18 protein-coding genes are annotated in these 24,477 nt (G+C 66.1%); 14 read left to right on the top strand and 4 right to left on the bottom strand.

What is annotated here, in order from left to right:
- The first annotated feature begins 187 nt into the window (after positions 1-187).
- From ftsW to ligA, 12 genes are all read left to right on the top strand, one after another.
- Positions 188-1,339: a putative lipid II flippase FtsW gene (gene ftsW, locus DCM80_RS01870; RefSeq protein WP_257195475.1), complete on the top strand. Its 1,152-nt coding sequence runs from the start codon at positions 188-190 to the stop codon at positions 1,337-1,339.
- 115 nt (positions 1,340-1,454) lie between these two features.
- On the top strand, positions 1,455-2,555 hold the full coding sequence (murG, locus tag DCM80_RS01865) for an undecaprenyldiphospho-muramoylpentapeptide beta-N-acetylglucosaminyltransferase (protein WP_257195474.1): 1,101 nt from the start codon (positions 1,455-1,457) through the stop codon (positions 2,553-2,555).
- A gap of 149 nt (positions 2,556-2,704) precedes the next feature.
- Positions 2,705-4,108: a UDP-N-acetylmuramate--L-alanine ligase gene (gene murC / locus DCM80_RS01860; RefSeq protein WP_257195473.1), complete on the top strand. Its 1,404-nt coding sequence runs from the start codon at positions 2,705-2,707 to the stop codon at positions 4,106-4,108.
- A 4-nt stretch (positions 4,109-4,112) separates the two neighbouring features.
- Positions 4,113-5,033, top strand: coding sequence for a UDP-N-acetylmuramate dehydrogenase (murB, locus tag DCM80_RS01855; RefSeq protein ID WP_257195472.1), 921 nt, complete (start codon positions 4,113-4,115; stop codon positions 5,031-5,033).
- 99 nt (positions 5,034-5,132) lie between these two features.
- Positions 5,133-6,119 (top strand): D-alanine--D-alanine ligase, encoded by a 987-nt coding sequence (locus DCM80_RS01850; RefSeq protein ID WP_257195471.1) that lies wholly within the window; start codon positions 5,133-5,135, stop codon positions 6,117-6,119.
- Between the two features lie 350 nt (positions 6,120-6,469).
- The gene (locus DCM80_RS01845; RefSeq protein WP_257195470.1) at positions 6,470-7,504 is read left to right on the top strand and encodes a cell division protein FtsQ/DivIB; all 1,035 of its coding nucleotides are present in this window, start codon (positions 6,470-6,472) and stop codon (positions 7,502-7,504) included.
- On the top strand, positions 7,501-8,823 hold the full coding sequence (gene ftsA / locus DCM80_RS01840) for a cell division protein FtsA (RefSeq protein WP_257195469.1): 1,323 nt from the start codon (positions 7,501-7,503) through the stop codon (positions 8,821-8,823). The genes DCM80_RS01845 and ftsA overlap by 4 nt, the downstream gene beginning before the upstream one ends.
- An 87-nt stretch (positions 8,824-8,910) precedes the next feature.
- The gene (gene ftsZ, locus DCM80_RS01835; RefSeq protein WP_257195467.1) at positions 8,911-10,713 is read left to right on the top strand and encodes a cell division protein FtsZ; all 1,803 of its coding nucleotides are present in this window, start codon (positions 8,911-8,913) and stop codon (positions 10,711-10,713) included.
- A 361-nt stretch (positions 10,714-11,074) separates the two neighbouring features.
- Positions 11,075-12,037, top strand: a complete 963-nt coding sequence (lpxC, locus tag DCM80_RS01830; RefSeq protein WP_257195466.1) for a UDP-3-O-acyl-N-acetylglucosamine deacetylase — start codon at positions 11,075-11,077, stop codon at positions 12,035-12,037.
- A gap of 246 nt (positions 12,038-12,283) precedes the next feature.
- On the top strand, positions 12,284-13,174 hold the full coding sequence (locus DCM80_RS01825; protein ID WP_257177049.1) for an outer membrane protein assembly factor BamD: 891 nt from the start codon (positions 12,284-12,286) through the stop codon (positions 13,172-13,174).
- A gap of 13 nt (positions 13,175-13,187) precedes the next feature.
- On the top strand, positions 13,188-14,876 hold the full coding sequence (gene recN / locus DCM80_RS01820) for a DNA repair protein RecN (RefSeq protein ID WP_257195465.1): 1,689 nt from the start codon (positions 13,188-13,190) through the stop codon (positions 14,874-14,876).
- Positions 14,877-15,055: 179 nt separating this feature from the next.
- A complete protein-coding gene (gene ligA / locus DCM80_RS01815; protein WP_257195463.1) occupies positions 15,056-17,209 on the top strand; it encodes an NAD-dependent DNA ligase LigA in 2,154 nt (717 codons plus the stop codon).
- A 167-nt stretch (positions 17,210-17,376) separates the two neighbouring features.
- Here the strand turns inward: ligA and DCM80_RS01810 are convergent, their stop codons facing one another.
- Positions 17,377-18,651, bottom strand: coding sequence for a multidrug effflux MFS transporter (locus tag DCM80_RS01810; protein WP_257195462.1), 1,275 nt, complete (start codon positions 18,649-18,651; stop codon positions 17,377-17,379).
- Positions 18,652-18,944: 293 nt separating this feature from the next.
- Positions 18,945-20,774, bottom strand: coding sequence for an aminopeptidase P family protein (locus tag DCM80_RS01805; protein ID WP_257195461.1), 1,830 nt, complete (start codon positions 20,772-20,774; stop codon positions 18,945-18,947).
- 187 nt (positions 20,775-20,961) lie between these two features.
- Between DCM80_RS01805 and DCM80_RS31210 the strand changes: the two genes are divergently transcribed.
- Positions 20,962-21,141, top strand: coding sequence for a hypothetical protein (locus DCM80_RS31210; RefSeq protein WP_306594630.1), 180 nt, complete (start codon positions 20,962-20,964; stop codon positions 21,139-21,141).
- A 104-nt stretch (positions 21,142-21,245) separates the two neighbouring features.
- Here the strand turns inward: DCM80_RS31210 and DCM80_RS01800 are convergent, their stop codons facing one another.
- Complete coding sequence (locus DCM80_RS01800; protein ID WP_257195460.1) at positions 21,246-22,145, bottom strand: 50S ribosomal protein L11 methyltransferase; 900 nt, start codon at positions 22,143-22,145, stop codon at positions 21,246-21,248.
- Positions 22,146-22,307: 162 nt separating this feature from the next.
- Here DCM80_RS01800 and DCM80_RS01795 point away from each other — a divergent pair, with 162 nt between their 5' ends.
- Entirely contained in the window at positions 22,308-22,463 is a 156-nt protein-coding gene (locus DCM80_RS01795; RefSeq protein WP_373568139.1) for a Flp family type IVb pilin, read from the top strand.
- Between the two features lie 283 nt (positions 22,464-22,746).
- On the opposite strand, the gene DCM80_RS01790 is transcribed toward DCM80_RS01795, so the two are convergent.
- Positions 22,747-24,357 (bottom strand): NAD(P)/FAD-dependent oxidoreductase, encoded by a 1,611-nt coding sequence (locus DCM80_RS01790; protein WP_257195459.1) that lies wholly within the window; start codon positions 24,355-24,357, stop codon positions 22,747-22,749.
- Positions 24,358-24,477 lie beyond the last annotated feature (120 nt).

Genomic DNA, 24,477 nt, shown 5'->3' with positions numbered 1-24,477 from the left:
GGCATGAAGTGACGCTCCGCAGAGCCGGGACCAGAAAGCTCGCCGGGCCCCGGCTCTGCAGCGCACCGCAAAAGGCGCTGCGCTGCGTCCGGGGCACGAGACTCTTCAAAACTTGAACAAGCTATTAACCCTCCGGTAACCAACCTCGGCGACCAATGGACGGACCTCCGTCCGAAAGCGGCCGCCCATGCTCTCCCGTGAAGAACGCACCCCCTTTTCCGAGTGGTGGTGGACCGTCGACAAGCCGCTGATGGGCGCGATCCTGGCTTTGATGCTGACCGGGGTGATCCTGTCGCTGGCGGCAAGCCCGCCGGTTGCGACCCGCATCGGGCTCGAGCCCTTCCACTTCTTCAGCCGCCACGTGCTGTTCCTGCTGCCGTCCTGCATCGTCCTGCTCGGAGTGTCCTTCCTGTCGCCGCGCTCGATCCGCCGCAGCGCGCTGATCATCTTCGCGATCAGCATCGTCCTGATCGTGCTGACGCTCGCCATCGGCCCGGAGGTGAAGGGCTCGCGGCGCTGGATCACGCTGCTCGGCGTCAACATCCAGGCTTCCGAAATCGCAAAGCCGTCGTTCGTCGTGATCGCGGCATGGCTGTTCGCGGAATCGACCCGGCGCCCTGAGATGCCGGCGACCACGATGGCACTGATGCTGCTCTTGATGCTGGTCGCGCTGCTGGTGATGGAGCCCGACTTCGGCCAGACCATGCTGGTCCTGATGGTGTGGGGCTCGCTGTTCTTCATCGCGGGCATGCGCATGATCTGGGTGTTCGGTCTCGCAGGCCTTGGCGCCGCTGGCCTGTTCAGCGCCTATCTGTTCGTCCCGCACGTGGCGGGGCGTATCAGGCGCTTCATGAATCCGGCCTCCGGCGACACCTTCCAGGTCGATACCGCCATGGAAGCCTTCTACAACGGCGGATGGTTCGGCCTCGGGCCGGGCGAGGGCATCGCCAAGCGTAGCCTGCCGGACAGCCACACCGATTTCGTATTCGCCGTCGCTGCCGAGGAGTTCGGCATCATCCTGTGCCTGGCCATGCTGGCGCTGTTCGCCTTCGTCGTCCTCCGTACGCTGTCGCGCGCGTATGCCAATGAGGACATGTTCTCGCGCTTCGCCGCCTCGGGTCTGGCGATCCTGTTCGGCGTGCAGGCGGCGATCAACATGTCGGTCAACCTCCAGCTCATCCCGGCCAAGGGCATGACGCTACCGTTCATCTCCTATGGCGGCTCCTCGATCGTGTCGCTCGCCTATGGCGTCGGCATGATGCTGGCGCTGACGCGGCTGCGCCCGCGCACCGAGGTCGAAGCCAGCGGCCATGCCGAGGCGATGCGCAGCTACGCTTAGCTCGTCATTGCGAGGAGCGAAGCGACGAAGCAATCCAGGCTGTCTCCAAGGAGGGATTCTGGATTGCTTCGCTGCGCTCGCAATGACGGCTCAGACACTGTAAAACTCCTCCACCATGGACAACTCCCCCCTGATTCTTCTCGCCGCGGGCGGCACCGGCGGCCATCTGTTTCCGGCCGAGGCGCTCGGCGTCGAATTGATCCGGCGCGGCTATCGCGTCCGCCTCGTCACCGACGACCGCGCGCTGCGCTATAGCGGGCTGTTCAGCAAGGACATGATCGACGTCGTGGCAAGCGAGACCGCGCGCGGCCGCAATCCGCTGCAACTCGCCTATGCCGGCTTCACGCTCGCCGCCGGCACGCTCTCCGCGTATCGCCTGATCAAGCGCTTGAAGCCCGTCGCCGTCGTCGGCTTCGGCGGCTATCCGACGCTGCCGCCGCTGGTCGCGGCGAAATTCGCCGGCGTGCCCGGCATCATCCACGACGCCAACGCCGTGCTCGGCCGCGCCAACCGGTTCCTGTCCGCCCACGTCCGCGCCATCGCGACGTCCTTGCCCGGGGTGCTCGACCGCGATCCCGCGCTCTCCGGCAAGACCACGACGGTCGGCACGCCGATGCGCCCGGCCGTGCTCGCCGCCGCCGCTGTGCCTTATGCCGCGCCCGAGGTGAACGGCCCGCTGCGCCTGCTCGTCGTCGGCGGCAGCCAGGGCGCGCGCATCATGGCCGACATCGTGCCCGGTGCGATCGAGCGGCTCGAGCCGGCGTTATGGAATCGCCTCGTCCTCACCCAGCAGGTGCGCGAGGAAGACATGAGCCGCGTGCGCGCGGTCTATGACAAGCTCAAGATCAAGGCCGAGCTCGCACCGTTCTTCACCGATCTGCCAGCACGGCTCGCTTCAAACCATCTCGTGGTATCGCGCTCCGGCGCCGGCACGGTGGCCGAGCTCGCGGCGATCGGCCGGCCCTCGATCCTGGTGCCGTTGCCCGGCTCGATCGATCAGGACCAATTCGCCAATGCCGGCGTGCTGGCCAAGGTCGACGGCGCGATCCGCATCCCGCAGACCGAGTTCAGCTCCGATCGTCTCGCCGCCGAAATCTCCGGTCTGGCCGCCGAACCCGCTCGCCTCACCGCGATGGCTGCGGCCGCGAAGGGGGTAGGGCGGCTCGATGCGGCCGAGCGGCTCGCGGATCTCGTGGTCAAGGTCGCGGGAATCTGACGCCTGTTCCGGCCCGAATGGCCAAAAAAGCCACTTGTCATGCCCCGCGAAAGCGGGGCATCCAGTATCCGACGCAGTTGATTTGAATCTCTGGCGTCGCGGAGTACTGGATCGTCCGCCTTCGCGGACGATGACCCCAAGGAAACCACATGAGACTGCCGCGCGAGATCGGACCCATCCACTTCGTCGGGATCGGCGGGATCGGCATGAGCGGGATCGCCGAGGTGCTGGTCAATCTCGGCTATGCCGTGCAGGGCTCGGACGCCTCCGACAATTACAATCTCGACCGTCTGCGCAAGAAGGGCGCGAAGGTCTCGGTCGGCCACAAGGCGGAGAATGTCGACGGCGCCGAGGTGGTCGTGGTCTCCACGGCGATCAAGCGCGACAATCCGGAACTGATGGCGGCGCGCGAACGTCGCATTCCTGTGGTACGCCGTGCCGAGATGCTGGCCGAGCTGATGCGGCTGAAGAGCTGCGTCGCCATTGCCGGCACGCACGGCAAGACCACGACGACGACGATGGTCGCGACGCTGCTCGACGCCGGCGGGCTCGATCCCACCGTGATCAACGGCGGCATCATCAATGCCTATGGCTCCAACGCGCGGCTGGGGGCCGGCGACTGGATGGTGGTGGAGGCCGACGAGAGCGACGGCACGTTCCTGAAACTGCCGACCGATGTCGCGATCGTCACCAATGTCGACCCCGAGCATCTCGATCACTTCAAGACCTTCGAGGCCGTGCAGGACGCCTTCCGTCATTTCGTCGAGAACCTGCCGTTCTACGGCTTTGCCGTGATGTGCATCGATCATCCCGTGGTGCAGAGCCTCGTCGGCAAGATCGAGGATCGCCGCATCATCACCTACGGCGAGAATCCGCAGGCCGATGCGCGGCTGGTCGATCTCACCGCGGGCGGCGGCGGCTCGAAATTCAAGGTCGTGATCCGCGACCGCAAGGCCGGCACCATGCACGAGATCGCCGACCTCGCGCTGCCGATGCCGGGCCGGCACAACGCCTCGAACGCTACGGCGGCGATTGCGGTCGCGCATGCGCTCGGCGTGTCGGACGAGGCGATCCGCAAGGCGATGGCCGGCTTTGGCGGCGTCAAGCGCCGCTTCACCAAGACCGGCGAGTGGCACGGCGTCACCGTCATCGACGATTACGGCCATCACCCCGTGGAGATCGCAGCCGTGCTGAAAGCGGCGCGCGATTCCTACACCGGCAAGGTGATCGCCGTGGTGCAGCCGCATCGTTACACCCGCCTGCAGTCGTTGTTCGAGGAGTTCTGCACCTGCTTCAACGACGCCGACGCGGTGATCGTTGCCGACGTCTATGCCGCCGGCGAAGCGCCGATCGAGGGCATCGACCGCGATCATTTCGTCGCGGGCTTGCGCGCCCACGGCCATCGCGAGGTGATCCCGCTGCCGGCGGCATCAGAGCTCGCGCGCATCGTCAAGGAGCTCGCGAAGCCGGGCGATCTCGTCGTGTGCCTTGGCGCCGGCAACATCACGCAATGGGCGTATGCATTGCCCGGCGAATTGAAGGCGCTGGGGTAGGGCGGTGAGCTTCCCCGACATCACGCCCACTCTCAAAGCCGCGATGCCAGAGCTGCGCGGCCGACTACTCGCCAACCAGTCGCTCGCCGAGCTCACCTGGTTTCGCGTCGGCGGTCCGGCGCAGGTGTTGTTCACGCCGGCGGACGAGGACGATCTGGCTTACTTCCTCGCGCACCTTGCTGCCGACATTCCGGTTTACGTCGTCGGCGTCGGCTCCAACCTCATCGTGCGCGACGGCGGCATCGCGGGCGTGGTGATTCGCCTTTTGCCGCGCGCCTTCGGCGAGGCCAGCGCGAGCGGCGATGTCGTCACCGCGGGCGCCGCCGCGCTCGACAAGCGGGTGGCGGAAGTCGCCGCCGCCGCCAATATCGGCGGGCTCGAATTCTATTTCGGCATTCCCGGCACGATCGGCGGCGCCTTGCGCATGAATGCGGGCGCCAATGGCGGCGAGACCAAGGACGTGCTGATCGAGGCGACGGGCGTCGGCCGCGACGGCACCAAGCACGTGTTCTCCAATGCCGACATGAAGTTCGTCTACAGGAGCAGCGGCGTCGATCCTTCCATCATCTTCACCTCCGCGCGCTTTCGCGGTGAGATCAGGGACGCGGAGGCGATCCGCGCGCGCATGGCGGAGGTGCAAAACCATCGCGAAACCGCGCAGCCGATCCGCGAGAAGACCGGCGGCTCCACCTTCAAGAATCCGCCCGGCCACTCCGCTTGGAAGCTGGTCGACGCCGCCGGCTGCCGCGGCCTGCGCGTCGGCGGCGCGCAGGTCTCGGAGATGCACTGCAATTTTCTGATCAACACCGGCGATGCCACCGCGCACGACATCGAGACGTTGGGCGAGACCGTGCGCGAACGGGTGAAGGCAAATTCCGGGATCGAGCTACACTGGGAAATCAAGCGGATCGGGATTTCCGCGTGAATGTCGTTCCGGGGCGGTGCGAAGCGCCGAACCCGGAACCTCGAGATTCCGGGTTCGCGCTTTGCGCGCCCCGGAATGAGAAAGAAACAGAGGCAGCGTATGCGCATCACCATCCTCTTCGGCGGCTCCAACCGGGAGCGTCTGGTCTCGGTCGCTTCGGCGCAGGCGCTGCATCTCGCGCTGCCCGAGGCGGATCTCTGGTGGTGGGATATCGAGGACAAGGTGCATGTCGTGCAGTCCAAGCAACTGCTCGAACATGCTCGCCCCTTCGAGGACGAGTTCAAGCCGGGCACGCGTGGCATTCCGCTGGAGCAGGCACTCGACCAGGCCAAGGCCGAGGGGCGCGTGCTGGTGCTCGGTCTGCATGGCGGGCGTGCCGAGAACGGCGAATTGCAGGTGATGTGCGAGGCGCGCGGCGTGCCCTTCACCGGCTCAGGCTCGGCCTCCTCGCATCTTGCCTTCGACAAGGTCGCGGCCAAGCGGTTTGCCGCCCTCGGCGGCGTAACGCCGCCGGCAAACGTTGCGCTCGACAACATCGATGAGGCTCTTGCCGAATACGGCAGGCTGATCGCGAAGCCGGCGCGCGACGGCTCGAGCTACGGCCTGATCTTCGTCAACGCCAGGCAGGATCTCGTCGCCGTCCGCAATGCGGCAAAGCACGAAGATTATGTCATCGAGCCCTACATCGCCGGCGTCGAGGCAACCTGCGGTGTGCTGGAGCGCACCGATGGCTCGATCATCGCGCTGCCGCCGATCGAGATCATTCCGGGCGAGGGCAATTTCGACTACGCCGCGAAATATCTCCTGAAGTCGACCCAGGAGATCTGCCCGGGCCGTTTCGCGCCCGAGATCACTGCCGCGCTGAAGGTGCAGGCGATGCTGGCGCACCGCGCGATGTCATGCACCGGCTATTCCCGGTCGGATTTCATCGTCTCGAACAAGGGCCTCGTCTATCTCGAGACCAACACGCTGCCCGGGCTGACCAAGTCCTCGCTCTACCCCAAGGCGCTGAAAGCCGAGGGCATCGCATTCGTCGACTTCCTGCGCGACCTGGTGGAGCTCGCGCAGCGGGGTGTGCGGAAATAATTAGGACTGGTTAACGGCCGGATCGGCGAAACGGGCCGGTTTGGCGTCCAAAACCGGTAAAATGCCGGACATCGCGGCATAAATGCCTCACATGGCCCGGCAAAATGCGCCGGACGTTAACGAATTTTACCTTTTGTTTACCAGGACGTCCGAAGGTTAACGCTGGCGGCGCATATGGCGCTTTGGCTGCCGGCGCGTGAGCTGTCGCGGGTGATGTCACCTCCAGCGAACGCTTTGAAGGGGAGAGGTTTTCTTCTGCTGAAGACCAGCACCCGGCCCGGCACGTCCACGACGTCATGTTCGCCAGGATCCGCGCGATGTCGCGGGCAAACTGTTGACGAGCTCGTGCAATGGATGGAGCAGGAAGCCTCACCCGGTCTCTTTTCAGATCGCTGAGGCCCCAAGCTGACCTGAAGGCGGCCGCTGTCGGAGCGGTCGTGCTTCTGCGCGAGTGGGTGCAGGACAAGCGCCAGGAAAGACTTGAGGCGGCGCGCGCAGCCGCCAAGGACAAGACCAAGGCCAGGGCCAAGGCCGTCGTCGAGCGCGAGCCGCCGCCGCGCGTGGTCGCGCTGGTCGAGCGCTATTTGCCGCGCCGGGTCGGGATCAGCATGACCGTGCTGCTCTTGATCGGCAGCTGCGGCTTCGGCATCGTCAAGGGCGGCCATCTCCAGGATTTCATCACCGCGGTCAGCGACGCCCGCAACGCGCTGGCCAATTCCGCCGGATTCCGCATCACCTCCGTCGTGATCAACGGCCGCAAGCAGCTCACCCAGGACGAGATCCTGGCGATCGGCGGCGTCAGCGGCCGCTCTTCGCTGCTGTTCCTCGACGCCGACGCGGTGCGCGACAAGCTCAAGGCCAATCCCTGGATCGCGGATGCGACCGTGCTGAAGCTCTATCCGGGCCAGCTCATGATCGAGCTCACCGAGCGCAAGGCGTTCGCGCTGTGGCAGGAGGCCGGCCGGCTCTCGGTGATCGCCGATGACGGCGCCGTGCTCGAGCCCTATGTCTCGCGCCGCTTCCTGACGCTGCCGCTCGTGGTCGGCAAGGGCGCCGAGACCCAGGCTCGCGATTTCCTGGCGCTGCTGGCGCGCTATCCGCAGGTCAATGCGGTGACGAAGGCCGCGATCTACGTCGGCGAGCGGCGCTGGAATCTGAGGCTCAAGGACGGCCTCGACATCCGTCTGCCCGAGCAGGACGTCGGCAACGCGCTCGCGATGCTGTCCAGGCTCGACAAGGAGGACAGGCTGTTCTCCCGCGACATCGTCGCCGTCGACATGCGCCTGCCCGATCGGCTGGTGGTGCAGCTGTCGGAGGACGCCGCCAAGGCGCGCGAGGATCTGTTCAAGGACAAGAAGAAAAAGAAGGCCGGGGATTCCGCATGACCGGTCTTGATCGCACCCAGACGCCGAAGACGCGCCCGATGCCGCACAAGCGGGGCGGCCTCGTCGCCTGCCTCGACATCGGCACCAGCAAGATCGCCTGCATGATCGCGCGGCTGAAGCCGTCGCCGCCGAGCGAGGCGTTGCGCGGCCGCACCCATGCGGTGGAATTGATCGGATACAGCCAGATCCAGTCGCGCGGCATGAAGTCCGGCGCGGTGATCGATCTCGGTGAATGCGAGCAGGCGGTGCGCCAGGCCGTCGCGCTCGCGGAGAAGATGGCCAAGGTGCGGGTCGAGTCCGTGCTGCTCTCGGTCTCCGGCGGCCGGCTGTCCGGCCAGCTGGTCGAAGCCGCCGCCGACATCCGAGGTGGTGCGGTGACGCAGGCCGACGTCAGCCGCGTCACCTCCACCGGCATGCGTCACGCCACCGGCGACGGCCGCACCGTGCTGCACGCGCTGCCGGTCGGCTACACGCTCGATGGCGTCAAGGGCATCCGAGACCCTCGCGGCATGGTTGCCCATCAGTTCGGCGTCGACATGAACGTCGTCACCTGCGACGCCACCGTGGCACGGAACCTGATGCTGGCGGTCGAACGCTGCCACATCAATGTCGAAGCCATGGCAGCGAGCCCTTATGTGGCCGGCCTGTCGGTGCTGACCGACGACGAGGCCGATCTCGGCGCTGCCGTCGTCGAGATGGGCGCCGGCACCACCACGATTGCCGTTTATTCAGGCGGCCGTTTCGTGCATGCGGCGGGTTTTGCGGTCGGCGGGCAACACATCACGATGGATTTGGCGCGCGGACTCTCCGCGACCATTGCCGACGCCGAGCGAATCAAGACGTTATACGGCACCGTCATCACCGGCGGATCGGACTCGCGTGAGCTGATGTCTGTGCCGACAGCCGGTGACGAGCAGGATCTGCCGCAGATCGTCTCCCGCGCCACCATCGCCAACATCGTCAAGCACCGTGCCGAGGAAGTCTTCGAAATGGTTCGGGACAAGCTGAAGGATTCGCCCTTCGCCGCAGAGCCCAACGGCCGCGTCGTACTCTCGGGCGGAGCCTCGCAGCTCACCGGCCTCGTCGAGCTCGGTACCCAGATTCTCGGCCGGCCCGTGCGGGTCGGACGTCCGCTCGGCTTCGGCCGGCTGCCAAACGAGGCGAAGAACGCCGCGTTCGCGGTGCCGGCCGGACTCCTCGTCTACCCGCAATATGTTCACCTCGAACATGTCGAACCGCGGCATACGCGGCACCAGGTCAAGACAGGGACCGGCGGTTATTTCGGAAAGGTCGGACGATGGCTACGCGAGGGCTTCTGATGATTCATTTCCGCAATTCCCGACTTTCACCAACACCCGCGGCCGCCGGCCGGGGCGAACCCACGCGCGCGTGATCGAGAGGCAACCATGACCATCAGCATCAATGTTCCTGATATTCACGAACTGAAGCCCCGGATCACCGTGTTCGGCGTCGGCGGCGCCGGTGGCAACGCCGTCAACAACATGATCACGGCCGGCCTTCAGGGCGTCGACTTCGTGGTCGCCAACACCGACGCGCAGGCGCTGACGATGTCGAAGGCGCAGCGCATCGTGCAGATGGGCACCGCGGTCACGCAAGGGTTGGGCGCCGGCTCGCAGCCGAACGTCGGCGCCGCGGCGGCGGAAGAGGTGATCGACGAGCTGCGCGACCATCTCTCGGGCGCCAACATGGTGTTCGTCACCGCCGGCATGGGCGGCGGCACCGGCACCGGTGCGGCTCCCGTGATCGCCAAGACCGCGCGCGACATGGGCATCCTCACCGTCGGCGTCGTGACTAAGCCGTTCCACTTCGAGGGCGGCCGCCGCATGCGCACCGCCGAAGCCGGCATCGCCGAGCTGCACAAGGTCGTGGACACGCTGCTGATCATTCCGAACCAGAACCTGTTCCGGGTCGCCAACGAGAAGACCACCTTCGCCGACGCCTTCGCGATGGCCGACCAGGTGCTCTATTCGGGCGTTGCCTGCATCACCGACCTGATGGTCAAGGAAGGCCTGATCAACCTCGACTTCGCCGACGTCCGCGCCGTCATGCGCGAAATGGGCAAGGCGATGATGGGCACCGGCGAAGCCTCCGGCGACAAGCGCGCGCTGACCGCCGCGGAAGCGGCGATCGCCAACCCGCTGATCGACGATAGCTCGATGAAGGGCGCCAAGGGCCTGCTGATCTCGATCACCGGCGGCAAGGACCTCACTCTGTTCGAGGTCGACGAAGCCGCGACCCGCATCCGCGAGGAAGTCGACCAGGACGCCAACATCATCGTCGGCGCGACCTTCGACGAAGCGCTCGACGGCCTGATCCGGGTCTCGGTCGTCGCCACCGGCATCGAGCAGGCCGCGATCGCCCGCAACAGCCAGGCCACCTCCGCCCCCGTCGCAAACCCGGCGCCGCAGGCGCAGCAGGCGCCCGCAGCCCCGGCCGCGGCCGCCGAGAGCCGTCTCGCCGACCTGACCGCGCGGCTCCGCGCCGACAACCAGCGCATGGCCGAGCGCGCCCAGAAGCTGGAAGCGCAGATCCCGGCCGCAAGCCAGGCTCCGGTTGCTACCGCGCCGATGGCGCCCCGTCCGAACGTCGAGCGCGCCGCGCTCGCCGCCATCGCGGCTGCCGTTGCCGACGTTCCGCAGGCCCCGGCGCCGATGCAGACCTACGGCGACGTCACCGTGCGTCCGATCGCGCAGAAGCCGACCCTGTTTCCGGAGCCCGAGCAGACCCCGGCCGTGATGCAGGAGCCGATGACGCCCGAAACCTTCATCCCGCCCCAGGCCGAGCGCCCGGTCCGCACGCCCAGGATGCCGCGCATCGACGAGCTGCCGATGCCGGCCCAGGCCGAGCTGCGCCAGGCGCGCGGTGAGGTCGAGGAGGAGGCGCCGCAGAAGAGCCGCCTGTCGTTGCTGCAGCGCCTCGCCAATGTCGGCCTCGGCCGTCGCGACGAGGAAAGCGAGGCGCCCGTTGCGGCCCGCACCACCGGCCCCGCGATGCCGCCGCTGCCCGAGCGCCGGCCGCAGAAGACCGTGGCACAGCAGATCGCATCGAACGAACCGGTATCAGAGTACGCTCGCCGTCCGGCCCCGCAGGGCTTGGACATGCATGGCCGTCCCGCGCCTGTTGCGCCGGCGCCACAGGGCGACGACCATCTTGATATCCCGGCCTTCCTGCGGCGGCAGGCGACCTGAGGATTGTTACAATAAGGCAGACGAAAACAGGTCCTGGCAACCAGCTTGCCGGGACCTTTTCTTTGCTCCCGTGCATGCCCGGATTGTGCAATCAAGCAGCTGATTTTAAATGATTAATTACGCGTTTGGGTGTTCGGTAGAATTGCCGGCAGCGGCCTAGAAGCTCGGCGCAATTTGGTTAAGCCTTGGCGCGAATACGGCGGGTTTGGGGTAACAATCGGTAAAAAAGCGTGAGTTGGCGCTGTTTAGGGCAGTGATTATGGTTTGCCGTGACTTGGGGATACGGATTCGCGGCGCCGGCACTGGCCGGGCAAGTTGGTCTCGTATAAGTCACAATGGGTCGTAGTGGGGCGGGTTCCTGATGAAATTTAGCCGGCAAACAACGCTTGGTGCGCAAGCCTCCGTGGCAGGCGTGGGCGTTCATTCCGGTCTTCCCGTCACTCTCACGCTTGGGCCCGCGCCTGTCGACGCGGGTTTTGTTTTTATCCGGACAGGCCTCGAGGGAAGTGATCGCGAAGTTCAGGCGACGGCCGATCAGGTGATCGCGACCGACTTCGCCACCGTCCTCGGCGATCGCAACGGTCCGCTGGTGTCCACTGCCGAGCATGTTCTTGCTGCACTGCGGGGCATGGGTGTCGACAACGCCACCATCGAGATCGACGGTCCGGAAGTGCCGATCATGGACGGCAGCGCCGCGGCCTTCATTGCGGCGATCGACCAGGCCGGCATCGTGACCCAACCGGCACAACGCCGCTTCATTCAGGTCTTGAAGCCGATCTCGGTCAAGATCGGCGATTCCTTCGGCGAAATCAGGCCCCATGCCAACGGGTTCTGTGTCGAGGTCGAGATCGACTTCACCAATCCCGTCATCGGCCAGCAGGCTTATACTTTCGAACTCAACCCGGAACGTTTCCGCCGCGAAGTCGGCCGGGCCCGGACCTTCGGTCTGATGTCCGATGTCGCGCGGCTCTGGAGCGCGGGTTATGCCCTCGGCGCCTCCTTCGACAACACCGTCGTGTTCGACGACGAGCGGCTGCTCAACACCGAGGGCCTGCGCTACGCCGATGAATGCGCCCGCCACAAGGTGCTGGACGTGATCGGCGATCTCTCGCTGGCCGGCCTGCCGCTGCTGGGCGCCTACCGCTCGGTGCGTGGCGGCCACAAGCTCAACCATGCCGTCCTGACTGCGTTGCTGGCCGATCGGACCGCCTGGCGGGTGGTCGAGGGCGAGGCGATCCGCCGCACCACGCGTCCCGTGGGCGAAGTTGGCCGCGGGATCGTCGGTGGCCGGGTTGCGGCGGCCTACGGGCCGAACGTGTCCTGAGCAGAGCAGTTGCCGCCGGCCTCCGGCCGCGGCGCACACCCGGGAAACTCCTGGTAACCATGATCGGCTAGCATTGCGGCACGTTCGCCTTAATCCGGGCGAATTGCCTGCCTATCCGGTTGGTTAAAGATCGCTTTTCGGATCCATCGGCGTGGTCGCATGGCAGGCACCACGGCACCATTTCGCGCCCGTGACGGGGTCATGGGCTGGCGGGCACCGCATCACAGGGCGTCAGGGCTTAAACTCATGTCGGCACAGCGTATGACGCGCGGATATTTCTCGATCTCCCTGCGAGCTCGTGGGCTGCTTCAGGCGGTCACCTTCATCCTGCTCGCGCTGCCGCTGGCCGGCTGCGGCACCGGCTCGCTCTGGGACAAGTTCACCGCCAAGGACGACACCTTCGTCGAGGAGCCCGCCGACAAGATCTACAATGAGGGCCTGTACCTCATGAACGAGAAGAAGGACATGAAGGCGGCGAACAAGAAGTTCGAAGAGGTCGATCGCCAGCATCCCTATTCCGACTGGGCCCGCAAATCGCTGCTGATGTCCGCCTATGCGTCCTATCAGGGCGGCGACTACGACGGCTGCATCGGCGCGGCCACCCGCTACGTCACGCTGCATCCCGGCAGCCCGGATGCGGCCTATGCACAATATCTGATCGCGGCCTCCCATTACGACCAGATCCCGGACATCAGCCGCGACCAGACCCGTACCGAGAAGGCGATCGCCGCGCTGGAAGAGGTGGTGCGCAAATATCCGAACTCGGAATATGCGACATCCGCCAAGGCCAAGATCGAAGGTGCGCGCGACCAACTCGCCGGCAAGGAAATGAACGTCGGCCGCTACTATGCGCAGAAGCGCGACTACACGGCGGCGATCAACCGCTACAAGACCGTCGTCACCCAGTACCAGACCACCCGTCATGTCGAGGAGGCGCTGTACCGGCTGACCGAAGCCTATATGGCGATTGGCATCGTCGGCGAGGCGCAGACCGCGGCGGCCGTGCTTGGCCACAATTTTCCTGACAGCCGCTGGTACAAGGACGCCTATAATCTTGTAAAATCCGGCGGTCTCGAGCCGAGCGAGAATCAGGGGTCCTGGATCAGCAAGACCTTCAAGAAGATGGGCCTCGGCTAGGAAATTTGGTTCCATGCTGGCGCGTCTATCGATCCGCGACATCGTCCTGATCGAACGGCTCGATATCGAATTCGCAACGGGCCTTGCGGTTTTGACCGGTGAGACCGGTGCGGGCAAATCCATCCTGCTCGATGCCTTTGCGCTGGCGCTCGGCGGCCGCGGCGACGCCGGCCTCGTGCGCCACGGCGCGGAGCAGGGGCAGGTCACCGCCGTGTTCGATGTCCCCAAGAATCACCCTGCGGCGAAGATCCTCGCCGAGAACGGCCTCGACGACACCAGCGTTGAAGAATCGTGCGAGATGATCCTGCGCCGCGTGCAGCTCGCCGACGGCCGCACCCGCGCCTTCATCAACGACCAGTCGATCAGCGTGCAGACGCTGAAGGCGGTCGGCGCCGCCCTGGTCGAGATTCACGGCCAGCACGACGAGCGCGCGCTGGTGGACGCCGCCACCCATCGCCGCCTGCTCGACGCCTTCGCCGGCCTGGAGAAGGACGTCGCCGCGGTCGAAACGCTCTGGGACGCACGCCGGACCGCCAACACCGCGCTGGAGGAGCATCGCGCCGGCATGGAGCGCGCCGCGCGCGAGGCCGATTATCTGCGCCACGCCTCCGCCGAGCTGAAACAGCTCGCGCCCAAGGACGGCGAGGAGACTGCGCTGGCCTCGCGACGCACCACCATGATGCAGGGCGAGAAGATCGCCTCTGATCTGCGCGAGGCGCAGGAGGCGGTCGGCGGCAATCATTCGCCGGTTGCGGCCCTCTCGGCCGCGGTGCGCCGGCTGGAGCGCCGCGGCGTCAATTCGCCGGCTCTGGTCGAGCCGGCCGTGAAGGCGATCGACGCAGCGATCAACGCGCTTGAGGAGGCCGACCAGCATCTCCAGGCCGCCCTGGCCGCAACCGATTTCGATCCGGCAGAGCTCGAGCGCATCGAGGAACGGCTGTTCGCCCTTCGCGCCGCCTCGCGCAAATACTCGACGCCGGTCGACGGGCTCGCCGCGCTCGCCGCCAAATATGCCGCCGACGTCGTGCTGATCGACGCCGGTGCCTCGCAATTGAAGAAGCTGGAGCAGGCCGCGATCGAGGCAGATGGCCGCTATGCCGCCGCCGCCAAGAAGCTGTCGGCGGCGCGGCAGAAATCGGCCGAGAAGCTCAACAAGGCCGTCAACGCCGAACTCGCGCCGCTCAAGCTCGAACGCGCCAGGTTCATGACCCAGGTCGAGACCGACGAGGCCGCGCCGGGGCCGCAAGGCTTCGACCGCGTCGAGTTCTGGGTGCAGACCAATCCGGGCACCAAGCCGGGGCCGCTGATGAAGGTCGCCTCGGGCGGCGAGCTGTCGCGCTTCCTGCTCGCGCTCAAGGTCGTGCTGTCGGACCGCGGTTCGGCGCCGACGCTGGTGTTCGACGAGATCGACACCGGCGTGGGCGGTGCGGTCGCCGACGCCATCGGCGGGCGCCTGGCGCGCCTCGCCGGCAAGGTCCAGGTGATGGCCGTGACCCACGCCCCGCAGGTCGCCGCCCGCGCCGACCAGCATCTGCTGATCTCCAAGGACGCCCTCGACAAGGGCAAGCGCGTCGCCACCCGCGTCAATGCGCTCGCCGCCGACCACCGCCGCGAGGAAATCGCGCGGATGCTCGCGGGTGCCGAGATCACGGCCGAGGCGAGGGCCGCCGCGGAGCGGCTGCTGAAGGCGGCAACGGCTTAGCTCTCGTGTCCCGGACGCGGTGCAGCGCGTAGCGCTGCTCCGCAGAGCCGGGACCCAGAGCTCTCGTCGCATGGGCCCCGGCTCTGCAGCGCAACGCCGAAGAGGCGCTGCGCTGCGTCCGGGGCACGAGATTTCCACACGCCTTTACCGTGCTACCCGCTCCGTCGTATCCAAGCACAATGGCCAGAGCAGCAAAATCCAAAGCAACACCTCCGCGCGACGTCGCCGATCTCACCAAGGCCCAGGCCAAGGTCGAGCATATGCGGTTGTCGCTCGAGATCGAGGGGCACAACGAGCGTTATTATCAGGAGGACGCGCCGACCGTCACCGATGCCGAATACGATGCGCTGCGCCAGCGCCTCAACGCCATCGAGAAGCGTTTCCCTGAGCTCGTCAGCGCGGACTCGCCCTCGCAGAAGGTCGGCGCCGCGCCGTCGGGGCGCTTCAAGAAGGTGCGGCATTCCGTGCCCATGCTATCGCTCGACAACGCCTTTGCCGAAGAAGACGTGCGCGACTTCGTCGGCCGCATCGTGCGCTTCCTCAAGCTCGACGACGGCAAGGTCGATTTCTCCGCCGAGCCGAAGATCGACGGCCTCTCGATGTCGTTGCGCTATGAAGGCGGCGAGCTCGTCACTGCGGCGACGCGCGGCGATGGCGCGGTGGGCGAGGATGTCACCGCCAACATCCGCACGCTCGAAGACGTGCCGCAGAAGCTGAAGGGCCGCAACGTCCCGGAGATCTGCGAGGTGCGCGGCGAGGTCTACATGACCAAGAAGGCGTTCCTCGCGCTCAACGAGCGGCAGAAGGCCGAAGGCGGCACCATCTTCGCCAATCCGCGCAACTCGGCCGCGGGCTCGCTCCGGCAGAAGGATCCGACCATCACAGCCTCGCGTCCCCTCGGCTTCTTCGCCTATGCCTGGGGCGAGATGAGCGCGATGCCGGAGGGGACGCAGAGCGGCATGATCGGCTGGTTCGAGCGCTGCGGCTTCAAGACCAACCCGCTGACCAAGCTCTGCCATTCCATCGAGGGACTGCTCGCCTTCCATCATGCGATCGAGGAGCAGCGTGCAAGGCTCGACTATGACATCGACGGCGTCGTCTACAAGGTCGACCGCATCGACTGGCAGGAGCGGCTCGGCTTCGTCTCGCGCACGCCGCGCTGGGGCATCGCGCACAAATTCCCGGCCGAGCGCGCCATGACCGTGCTGCGCGACATCGAGATCCAGGTCGGCCGTACCGGCTCGTTCACGCCGGTCGGCAAGCTCGAGCCGGTCGGTGTCGGCGGCGTGATCGTGCAGAACGTCACGCTGCACAACGAGGACTACATCAAGGGCATTGGCAACAAGGGCGAGGTGCTGCGCGAGGGGCGCGACATCAGGATAGGCGACACCGTCGTGATCCAGCGCGCCGGCGACGTCATCCCGCAGGTGGTCGACGTCGTTCTCGACAAGCGGCCGAAGTCTGCCCGGGAATTCCACTTCCCGAAGAAGTGCCCATGTCCGCTGCACACCGACGTAGTGCGCGAGGAGACGGCGGCGGGCGAAGAGGGCTCGCGTGCCCGCTGCACCGGCGAGTTCGCCTGCCCTTATCAGAAGATCGAGCACCTCAAGCTGTTCGTCTCGCGCCGTGCTTTCGACATCGACGGTCTCGGCGAGAAGCAGCTCCAGTATTTCTTCGACGAGGGATGGGTCAAGGAGCCCGCCGACATCTTCACGCTGGAGAAGCGCAATTCCAGGCTCAAGCTCGAAGAGGTCGAGGGCTATGGCGCGACCTCGGTGCGCAATCTGTTCGGCGCCATCGAGAGCCGGCGCAGGATCGCGCTGGAGCGCTTCGTCTATGCGCTCGGCATGCGCCATGTCGGCGAGACCACGGCGCTGGCGCTGGCGCGCGGCTACGGCTCCTGGGATGCCTTCCACGATGCCTGCCTCAAGGTCGCCAAGGGCGACGAGGAGGCGATCGCGGACATGGACGCGCTCGACCAGATCGGCGACACCGTGATCAAGAGCATCGCCGATTATTTCGGCGAGAGCCACAATCGCGGCATCGTCGAGCGGCTGACCAAGGAGGTCGAGATCGTCGACGCCGAGAAGCCGAAGAGCAATTCGGCCGTCGCCGGCAAGACGGTGGTGTTCACCGGATCGCTGGAAAAGATGACGCGCGACGAGGCCAAGGCCACGGCAGAGCGCTTGGGGGCGAAGGTCTCGGGCTCGGTGTCGAAGAAGACCGATCTCGTCGTCGCCGGTCCCGGTGCGGGCTCGAAGCTGGCGGAGGCCAACAAGCACGGCGTCAAGGTGCTGACCGAGGACGAGTGGCTGAAGCTGATCGGGGAGTGAGGGGGCGCGCCCGCGCGTCACGTTCCGCCGTCATTCCCCGCGAAGGCGGGGAATCCAGTACGCCGCGGCCTATCCGTATCCCCGCAGCGTCTCTGGAATACTGGATCCCCCGCCTTCGCGGGGATGACACCGAACGCAGGGTGACGGCCGTCGCGCCCCAGCGACAGCTACATCATCCCGCTCTCTTCCTCCTCCGCCTGCTCGATCAGCTTCTCGCTCACCACGACCTGGTGGCGGGGAACGACGAAAATCATCATGCAGGCACAGAGCAGCGAGACCGCGAGAACCGCGGAGGTGAGCGGCAACGTGGTCGAGGAATGGCCGCCGAGATAGGCGCCGAACTGCGACATCAGCGCGCCGATCCCCTGCTGCAGAAAACCCATGGCGCCCGAGGCGGCGCCGGCGGCTTCGGGACGGATGCTGATCGCGCCGGCGGCGGAATTCGCCATCACGAAGGCATTGCCGACCATGACGATCATCTGCGTGCCGAACAGCCAGCTTGGGGCCTCGTTCCACCCGGTGAAGCTCCACAGCAGGTTCAGCAGACTCCCGCAGATCTGGAGCGCGAGCCCGAACCAGATCAGCTTCTCCAGCGAATGCCTGGGCGCGAAGCGCACGCAAAGCAGGTTGCCGACGAGAAATGCAAACCCCGTCGTCGCGAACCAGGCGCCGTATTCGGCGCTGGTCCGGCCCATCTGCGTCACCACGATATAGGGGCCGCCGCCCGCGAAGGTAAAGATGATCTGCGAGGCCAGCACCTGGCACATCACATAGCCGACGAAGGCGCGGCTCTTGATCAGGACGGCGACGTCGCCGCGGAAGCTGCCGCCGGCGGCGCGGCTGCGCCGCGTTTCCGGCAGCGCCACCGCGATGCCGACGGCGACGATGATTGCAGCGACGGTGATGGCGTAGAAGATCGCGCGCCAGCCGAACGCCGTCTCGATCAGGCCGCCGGTGAGCGGAGAAACCATCTGTCCGATCATCAGCGCCGCGACCACCAGGCTGATCATGGAGGCGACGCGGTCGCGCTCATAGATGTCGCGGATGATGGCGCGGCTCACCACCATGCCGGCGGCGCCGCCCAGGGCTTGGAAGAAACGGGCCGCGATCAGCTGCGGCAGGGTTTCGGCAAAGATGCAGGCGATGCTGGCCGCCACCATCAGCGCCAACCCTCCGAGCAGCACTGGGCGCCGTCCGAACCGGTCGGACAGCGGGCCCATGATCAGCTGCGACAACGCGATGCCGACCATGTAGAGCGACACCGTCATCTGCGCGATCGAGATGTCGCTGCCGAAATTCGTCGCCAGCACCGGCAGCGCCGGAACCAGGATGTAGAGCGAGATCGGCGCGATCCCGGTCATCACGACCAGCAGCAGCAGCACCCCGCGCGAGGTCGCGAGGTTGCGCGTCCCTTCCGGCGGCTTGCTGATGATGCCGTGCATGCGTGTCCATCTTCTGAGTTCGAATCGACTGTAGCGCGCCGGCGCAAGACGGATATCGGCGTTTCGGAATGCGGCTATACGGATTCCGGGACGGTGATGATGGAAGCACGATGTTGGCGTCAGCCTCTGCTGACATTCCCCGCGCAGGCGGGGAATCCAGTACGCCGCGGCGTCTCGATCTACGTTTGCGGGCTCTGGAATACTCGATGTCCCGCTTTCGCAGAGCATGACAGTTGTGTTGGGGAAGAGCTTTGCGCAGGGGGCGTGGCGCCATGCGCTGCGGCAGTGAGGCCCTACGCCTTCAGCTCCGCCGTCGCCCGATCGAGCCAGGCCTTGGTCGACTCGTCGAGCGCCGGCCCGACCTCGGATCGCACGCGCGTGTGGTAGGCGTTGAGCCAGTCGAGCTCATCCTTGCTCAGCATCGCGGCATCGATCAGCCGGCGGTCGATCGGCGCGAGCGTCAGCGTCTCGAACGCGTTCATCGGCTTCTCGGCGCCCTCGATGCTGGCTTCGACCACCAGCTCGAGGTTCTCGATGCGGATGCCGAAACCGTCGGTCTTGTAATAGCCGGGCTCGTTGGAGAGGATCATGCCGCGCTTCAGCGGCGTGGTGCCGAGCTTCGAAATCCGCGCCGGCCCTTCGTGCACCGAGAGATAGCTGCCGACACCGTGGCCGGTGCCGTGCTCGAAATCGACGCCGGCGGCCCAGAGATATTGCCGTGCCAGCGTGTCGAGCTGCGCGCCGGTAGTGCCGTCCGGGAAAACCGCGCGCGCGATCGCGATATGGCCGCGCAGCACGCGCGTGAAGCGGTCGCGCATCTCGGCGGTCGGCTCGCCCACGGCCATGGTGCGGGTGACGTCGGTGGTGCCGTCTTCGTACTGCGCGCCGGAATCGATCAGCAGGAGGTCGCCGGGCGCGATGCGCCGGTTGCTCTTGCGCGTGACGCGGTAGTGCACGATGGCGCCGTTGGGGCCGGTGCCGGAGATGGTCGGAAACGAGACGTCCTTCAGCGCGCCGGTGTCGCGGCGAAACGTCTCCAGCGCCTCGACCGCGTCGATCTCTGTCAGCTTGCCGCTTGGCGCTTCGCGGTCGACCCACGCCAGGAAGCGCGCCAGCGCCAGCGCGTCGCGCCGATGCGCGGTCTGCGTCCCCTTGATCTCGGTCGCGTTCTTGACCGCCTTGAGCAGTGCGATCGGGTCGCTGCCGCGCACCGGCTTGCCGCCGGCGCTTGCGATCAGCCGGCTGAGCGCGTCGGCTGCGGTGGCACTGTCCAGTGCGATCGATCCGCCGCCCTTGGCCAGCGCCATCAGCGTCGGCGCCATCGCGTCGGGCTCGCGCACGTCGGCGGATTGCTCGAGATGGTCGCGCGTCAGGTTGGAGAGCTTGCGGTGATCGATGAAGATGGTGGGACGTCCGTCTTTCGGCACCAGCGCATAGGACAGCGGCAGCGGCGTATGGGCGACATCGGCGCCGCGGATGTTGAAGGTCCAGGCGACCGCGTGGCTGTCGGACAGCACCAGCGCGTCGACGCCGAGCTTGCCGATCTCGCCTCTGATCTGCGCCAGCTTCTCGGCTTCGGTGACGCCGGCATGCTGCAGCCCGTGCACGGCGACGGGAGCGAGCGGCGGCTGCGGGCGGTCCTGCCAGATCGCGTCGATCGGATTGCTGTCGACGGCAACCAGCTCTGCGCCGGCCTTGGCGCAGGCGGCGGACAGGCGCTCGGCTGCCGCAAAAGTGTGCAGCCACGGATCGAATCCGAGGCGGTCACCGGCTTTCAGATGCGTCGACACCCAGCTCTCCGGCGGCGGGTCGATCAGCGATTCCACCACCCATGCCTTTGCATCGACCTGCTTGGCGGCCTGAAGCGTATAGCGGCCGTCGACGAACAATGCGGCCTCCTGCGCCAGAACCACCGCGAATCCCGCCGAGCCCGTGAAGCCGGTCAGCCAGGCCAGCCGTTCTTCCGAGGGCGGCACATATTCGTTCTGCTGCTGATCGGCGCGGGGAACGACGAAGCCGGCGAGCTTGCGACGGGCGAGTTCTTCGCGAAGTGCGGCCAGCCGTGCCGTCAATGCGACGCCGGCCTCCGGCTCCTCGAATGTCTGGAAGTGTGCTTCGAACATGGTGGATCACTTTAGGATCATGGGGACGAGTCCGCAATCTGGACGCAATTTGCGTCGCATCTGGCATGGACTGTGCTTGAATGGTTCCACTTGTATTGAGTGGAGTAAAGGATGCGGCAGCCGCGCTTCGTCCGGATGACAGCGATATTCGAGCAGGTGGTTCATCTCAACGGCGAGGGGACACACGATGCCAGCATTCTCCTTTGAGAAAATTTCCCCGCCGGCGCGACGGGCTCCGACTGCGGCGGCACCGCAGAAGCCGCGCAGCGTCATCAGCCAGATGATTGACCGCATCGCCGAGCGTCGCGCCAGGCGCACCTTGCAGGTCGAGCGGGAAATTCGCCAAGACGAAAAGCCGGCGGAGTAGCGGCATTGATGATGCCGTAGGGTGGGCAAAGGCGCGAAGCGCCGTGCCCACCATCTTCGCTTTATTCGGGGGCGGAATGGTGGGCACGCTTCGCTTTGCCCACCCTATGGCACCTCGCTCCCCATCTTCCGCAGCAACAGACTGCTCCACCCCTCGATCCGCAGATGCTTCAACGGCACGAGGCCGCGGGCGCGATAGGCGGCGATCACGGCGGGGGCCTGATGCGTCAGCAGGCCGGAGAGGATGACGCGTCCGCCGGGCGCGAGATGCCGTGCCATCGGGCCCGCCAATTGCCGCAGCGGATTGGCGAGGATGTTGGCCAGCACCAGGTCGAACGGACCGGCCCGTCCAAAATCCGGCGCGCCGAAGCCGGTCGCGCGGATCACCCGCACATGGTTGCCGACTTCATTCAGCGAGGCGTTCTCGGAGGCCACCCGCACCGAGGGCGGATCGATGTCGGAAGCGAGCACGGCGCGATGCAGCGCCTTTGCCGCGGCGATCGCCAGCACGCCGGTTCCGGTGCCGAGGTCGAGCAGGTTCCTCGGGCTGGAACTCTTCAGGACATGGTCAAGCAACAGTAAACAGCCACGCGTCGTGCCGTGATGGCCGGTGCCGAAGGCGAGCGCCGCCTCGATCTCGATGGCGAGCTTGTTCGGCGCCACGCGGTCGCGGTCATGACTACCGTGCACGACGAAGCGCCCGGCCGGGACCGGCACGAGATCCTCCAGGCTGGCCCTGACCCAGTCCCTGGCCTCGACAATGTCGAAGGCGAGCGTCGCGGCGATCTCATTTCCTGCTGATGTTGCAATGAGTTCGCGCAGCCATGTGGCATCAGGCGCCTCGGCGAAATGGAGCGTGACGTCCCATTGTCCGTCCGGCCGCTCGAAGGCCGCAACCGCCGCGTCGCCCTCGAAGAATACCTCCGTGAGCACATCGACGACGCGCCTGGCGTCGGCCTCGCTGCCGATCGAAAAGCTGGCGCGATGGGTTGGAGCAGGCTGCATTCAGGGTTCCGTTGCGTTGAATTTTTGCAATTTTTGCCGGCAATTTTCCGCGCAAGTTGCGGTTCCCGGGTTTACCCGGCTGAAGGTTCCGCGCCGTACATTCTCGGATGTCGAACGAAGCCAACACAGCTTGGAATTGAAACGGAGGCAGTCTTGAAGAGCATGATTCAGAAGTTCTGGTCGGATGAGTCCGGTGCGACGGCGATCGAATACGGTCTGATTGCCGCGGGCATCGCCCTGGCGATCATCACCGTGGTGAACAGCCTGGGCAGCACCATGAACGACAAGTTCACGACGATTAGCACCAACCTGAAGTAAATTCCGCCTCCATTTTCCCAGCGGGGGCTGCTTTTCTTCCGAGGCTATCCTGATCACCGCCCGCCAAGGGATTCCCCCTGGCGGGCGAGGTCGTTCTTGGCCGTCGCTTTTCGATATTCACAGGTTATGCGCTACTCGCCGGGACGCTATCCACTGGTTATCCCGCCATTGTCCCTGCAATTATCCACGGTCTTTCCCCCGGCCGTCCCGACGCGCTTGGTCCAAGCATCCCGCGGCCTACCCACAAACCCTTCAACAGCCTGTCCACAAGCAGTCCACAGATCTATCCACGGCGTCCGAACAGCGAGCGGTGATCCCTCAGGATCGCCTGCGCGGCGTTATGGCCGGGCGCACCGGTGACGCCGCCGCCGGGATGGGCCCCTGAGCCGCAATGATAGAGGCCTCGCAACGGCCCGCGATAATCGGCATGGCCCAGCATTGGCCGTGCCGAGAACAGCTGGTTCAAGCTCAGCGCGCCGTGGAAGATGTCGCCGCCGAGGAGGCCAAACTGCCGTTCGAGGTCGAGCGGGGACAGGATCTGGCGGCCAAGCACGCTCGCCGCAAAACCCGGCGCGTACTTGTCCACCGTCGCGATCATGAGATCGGCGACCTCCTCGCGATGGTCGTCCCACGACTTTCCGTCCGGAAGCTCCGGCGCGACGTGCTGGCAGAACAGGCTCGCGACGTGCTGTCCTGTGGGTGCCAGCGTGTCGTCGAGCGTGGAGGGGATCAGCATCTCGACCACGGGCTCTCGGCTCCAGCCCTGCGCCCGCGCATCGAGATAGGCGCGGTCCATGTAGGCAAGGCTCGGCGCCAGGATGATGCCGGACGAGAGATGGTCGCTTTCGCCCGGCAGCGCCGTGAAGGAGGGCAGGCGATCTAGCGCCACGTTCATGCGGAAGGTGCCGGAGCCGTTCTTCCAGTGACGGATGCGGGCGAGGAAGTCCGCAGGCAGGGCCTCGGCCGCGATCAGCCGCGTGTAGAGCAGCTTTGGATTGACGTTGGCCGCGACATATTTCGCGCGGATCGCCTCGCCGTTCTCCAGCACGATTCCGACGGCGCGGTCGCGCTCGACGATCACCTCGCGCACGCCGGCGTCCGTGTCGATCACGACGCCGCGGTCGCGCGCCGCGCGCGCCATCGCCTGCGTGATCGCGCCCATGCCGCCGATGGCATGGCCCCAGACGCCCTTCTTGCCGTTCACCTCGCCGAAGGCGTGGTGCAGCATCACGTAGGCCGAGCCGGCGGCATAGGGACTGGCATAATTGCCGACGATGGCATCGAAGCCGAGCAGCGCCTTGACCAGATCATGCTCGAAACGCTCATCCAGCATCTCGCCGGCTGAGCGGGTGAAGAGATCGAGCAGATTGCGGCTCTGTTCCAGGGTGAGGCCGCGCAGGATGCCGGCGGTCTTCCAGGCATTGACGCCTTCGCGCAACGCCGCAGTGCCAAAACCGTCGACGAGGTTCGGCGGCGCGCGCAGCACGAACTGCCTGAGCACGTCGGCGATGTCTTCCAGCTCGCGTGAAAACCCGTCGAGCGCGCCGGCGTCATGCGCATTCAGTCGCGCAACGGATGCCTTCGTCCGGCCCTCCCCGGTGAGGAGATAGCTGCCGTCCGGCGCGGGGAGGAAATTCTGCGCGCGCCGCTCGACCACCCGCAGGCCTTGCCCGACGAGATCGAGGTCGCCGATCACCTGCGGATTGAGCAGGCTCACGGTGTAGGCCGCAACCGAATTGCGGAAGCCGGGGTGAAACTCCTCGGTGACCGCGGCGCCGCCGACCACCTTGCGCCGTTCGACCACGCGCACCCGCAAACCCGCTTTCGCGAGATAGGCCGCGCAGGTGAGGCCGTTATGGCCAGCGCCGATGATGACGACGTCGATCTCGGTCATGAGAGTTTCGAATTGTTCCACTGTCATTTCGGGATGGTCCGAAGGACCAGACCCGGAATCTCGAGATTCCGGGTTCGCCTCTTCGAGGCGCCCCGGAATGACATCTCTATATCAAGCATT

This window comes from Bradyrhizobium sp. WBOS08 (genome assembly GCF_024585125.1).
GTDB classification, from domain to species: domain Bacteria; phylum Pseudomonadota; class Alphaproteobacteria; order Rhizobiales; family Xanthobacteraceae; genus Bradyrhizobium; species Bradyrhizobium japonicum_B.
This window is presented reverse-complemented; position numbering and strand designations above follow the sequence as displayed.

Excerpts from the sequence above, each read along its gene's own strand:
- ftsW (WP_257195475.1), top strand. The coding sequence starts at position 188 with ATGCTCTCCCGTGAAGAACGCACCCCCTTTTCCGAGTGGTGGTGGACC.
- murG (WP_257195474.1), top strand. The coding sequence starts at position 1,455 with ATGGACAACTCCCCCCTGATTCTTCTCGCCGCGGGCGGCACCGGCGGC.
- murC (WP_257195473.1), top strand. The coding sequence starts at position 2,705 with ATGAGACTGCCGCGCGAGATCGGACCCATCCACTTCGTCGGGATCGGC.
- DCM80_RS01850 (WP_257195471.1), top strand. The coding sequence starts at position 5,133 with ATGCGCATCACCATCCTCTTCGGCGGCTCCAACCGGGAGCGTCTGGTC.
- DCM80_RS01845 (WP_257195470.1), top strand. The coding sequence starts at position 6,470 with ATGGATGGAGCAGGAAGCCTCACCCGGTCTCTTTTCAGATCGCTGAGG.
- ftsA (WP_257195469.1), top strand. The coding sequence starts at position 7,501 with ATGACCGGTCTTGATCGCACCCAGACGCCGAAGACGCGCCCGATGCCG.
- ftsZ (WP_257195467.1), top strand. The coding sequence starts at position 8,911 with ATGACCATCAGCATCAATGTTCCTGATATTCACGAACTGAAGCCCCGG.
- lpxC (WP_257195466.1), top strand. The coding sequence starts at position 11,075 with ATGAAATTTAGCCGGCAAACAACGCTTGGTGCGCAAGCCTCCGTGGCA.
- DCM80_RS01825 (WP_257177049.1), top strand. The coding sequence starts at position 12,284 with ATGTCGGCACAGCGTATGACGCGCGGATATTTCTCGATCTCCCTGCGA.
- recN (WP_257195465.1), top strand. The coding sequence starts at position 13,188 with ATGCTGGCGCGTCTATCGATCCGCGACATCGTCCTGATCGAACGGCTC.
- ligA (WP_257195463.1), top strand. The coding sequence starts at position 15,056 with ATGGCCAGAGCAGCAAAATCCAAAGCAACACCTCCGCGCGACGTCGCC.
- DCM80_RS01810 (WP_257195462.1), bottom strand. The coding sequence starts at position 18,651 with ATGCACGGCATCATCAGCAAGCCGCCGGAAGGGACGCGCAACCTCGCG.
- DCM80_RS01805 (WP_257195461.1), bottom strand. The coding sequence starts at position 20,774 with ATGTTCGAAGCACACTTCCAGACATTCGAGGAGCCGGAGGCCGGCGTC.
- DCM80_RS31210 (WP_306594630.1), top strand. The coding sequence starts at position 20,962 with ATGCCAGCATTCTCCTTTGAGAAAATTTCCCCGCCGGCGCGACGGGCT.
- DCM80_RS01800 (WP_257195460.1), bottom strand. The coding sequence starts at position 22,145 with ATGCAGCCTGCTCCAACCCATCGCGCCAGCTTTTCGATCGGCAGCGAG.
- DCM80_RS01795 (WP_373568139.1), top strand. The coding sequence starts at position 22,308 with ATGATTCAGAAGTTCTGGTCGGATGAGTCCGGTGCGACGGCGATCGAA.
- DCM80_RS01790 (WP_257195459.1), bottom strand. The coding sequence starts at position 24,357 with ATGACCGAGATCGACGTCGTCATCATCGGCGCTGGCCATAACGGCCTC.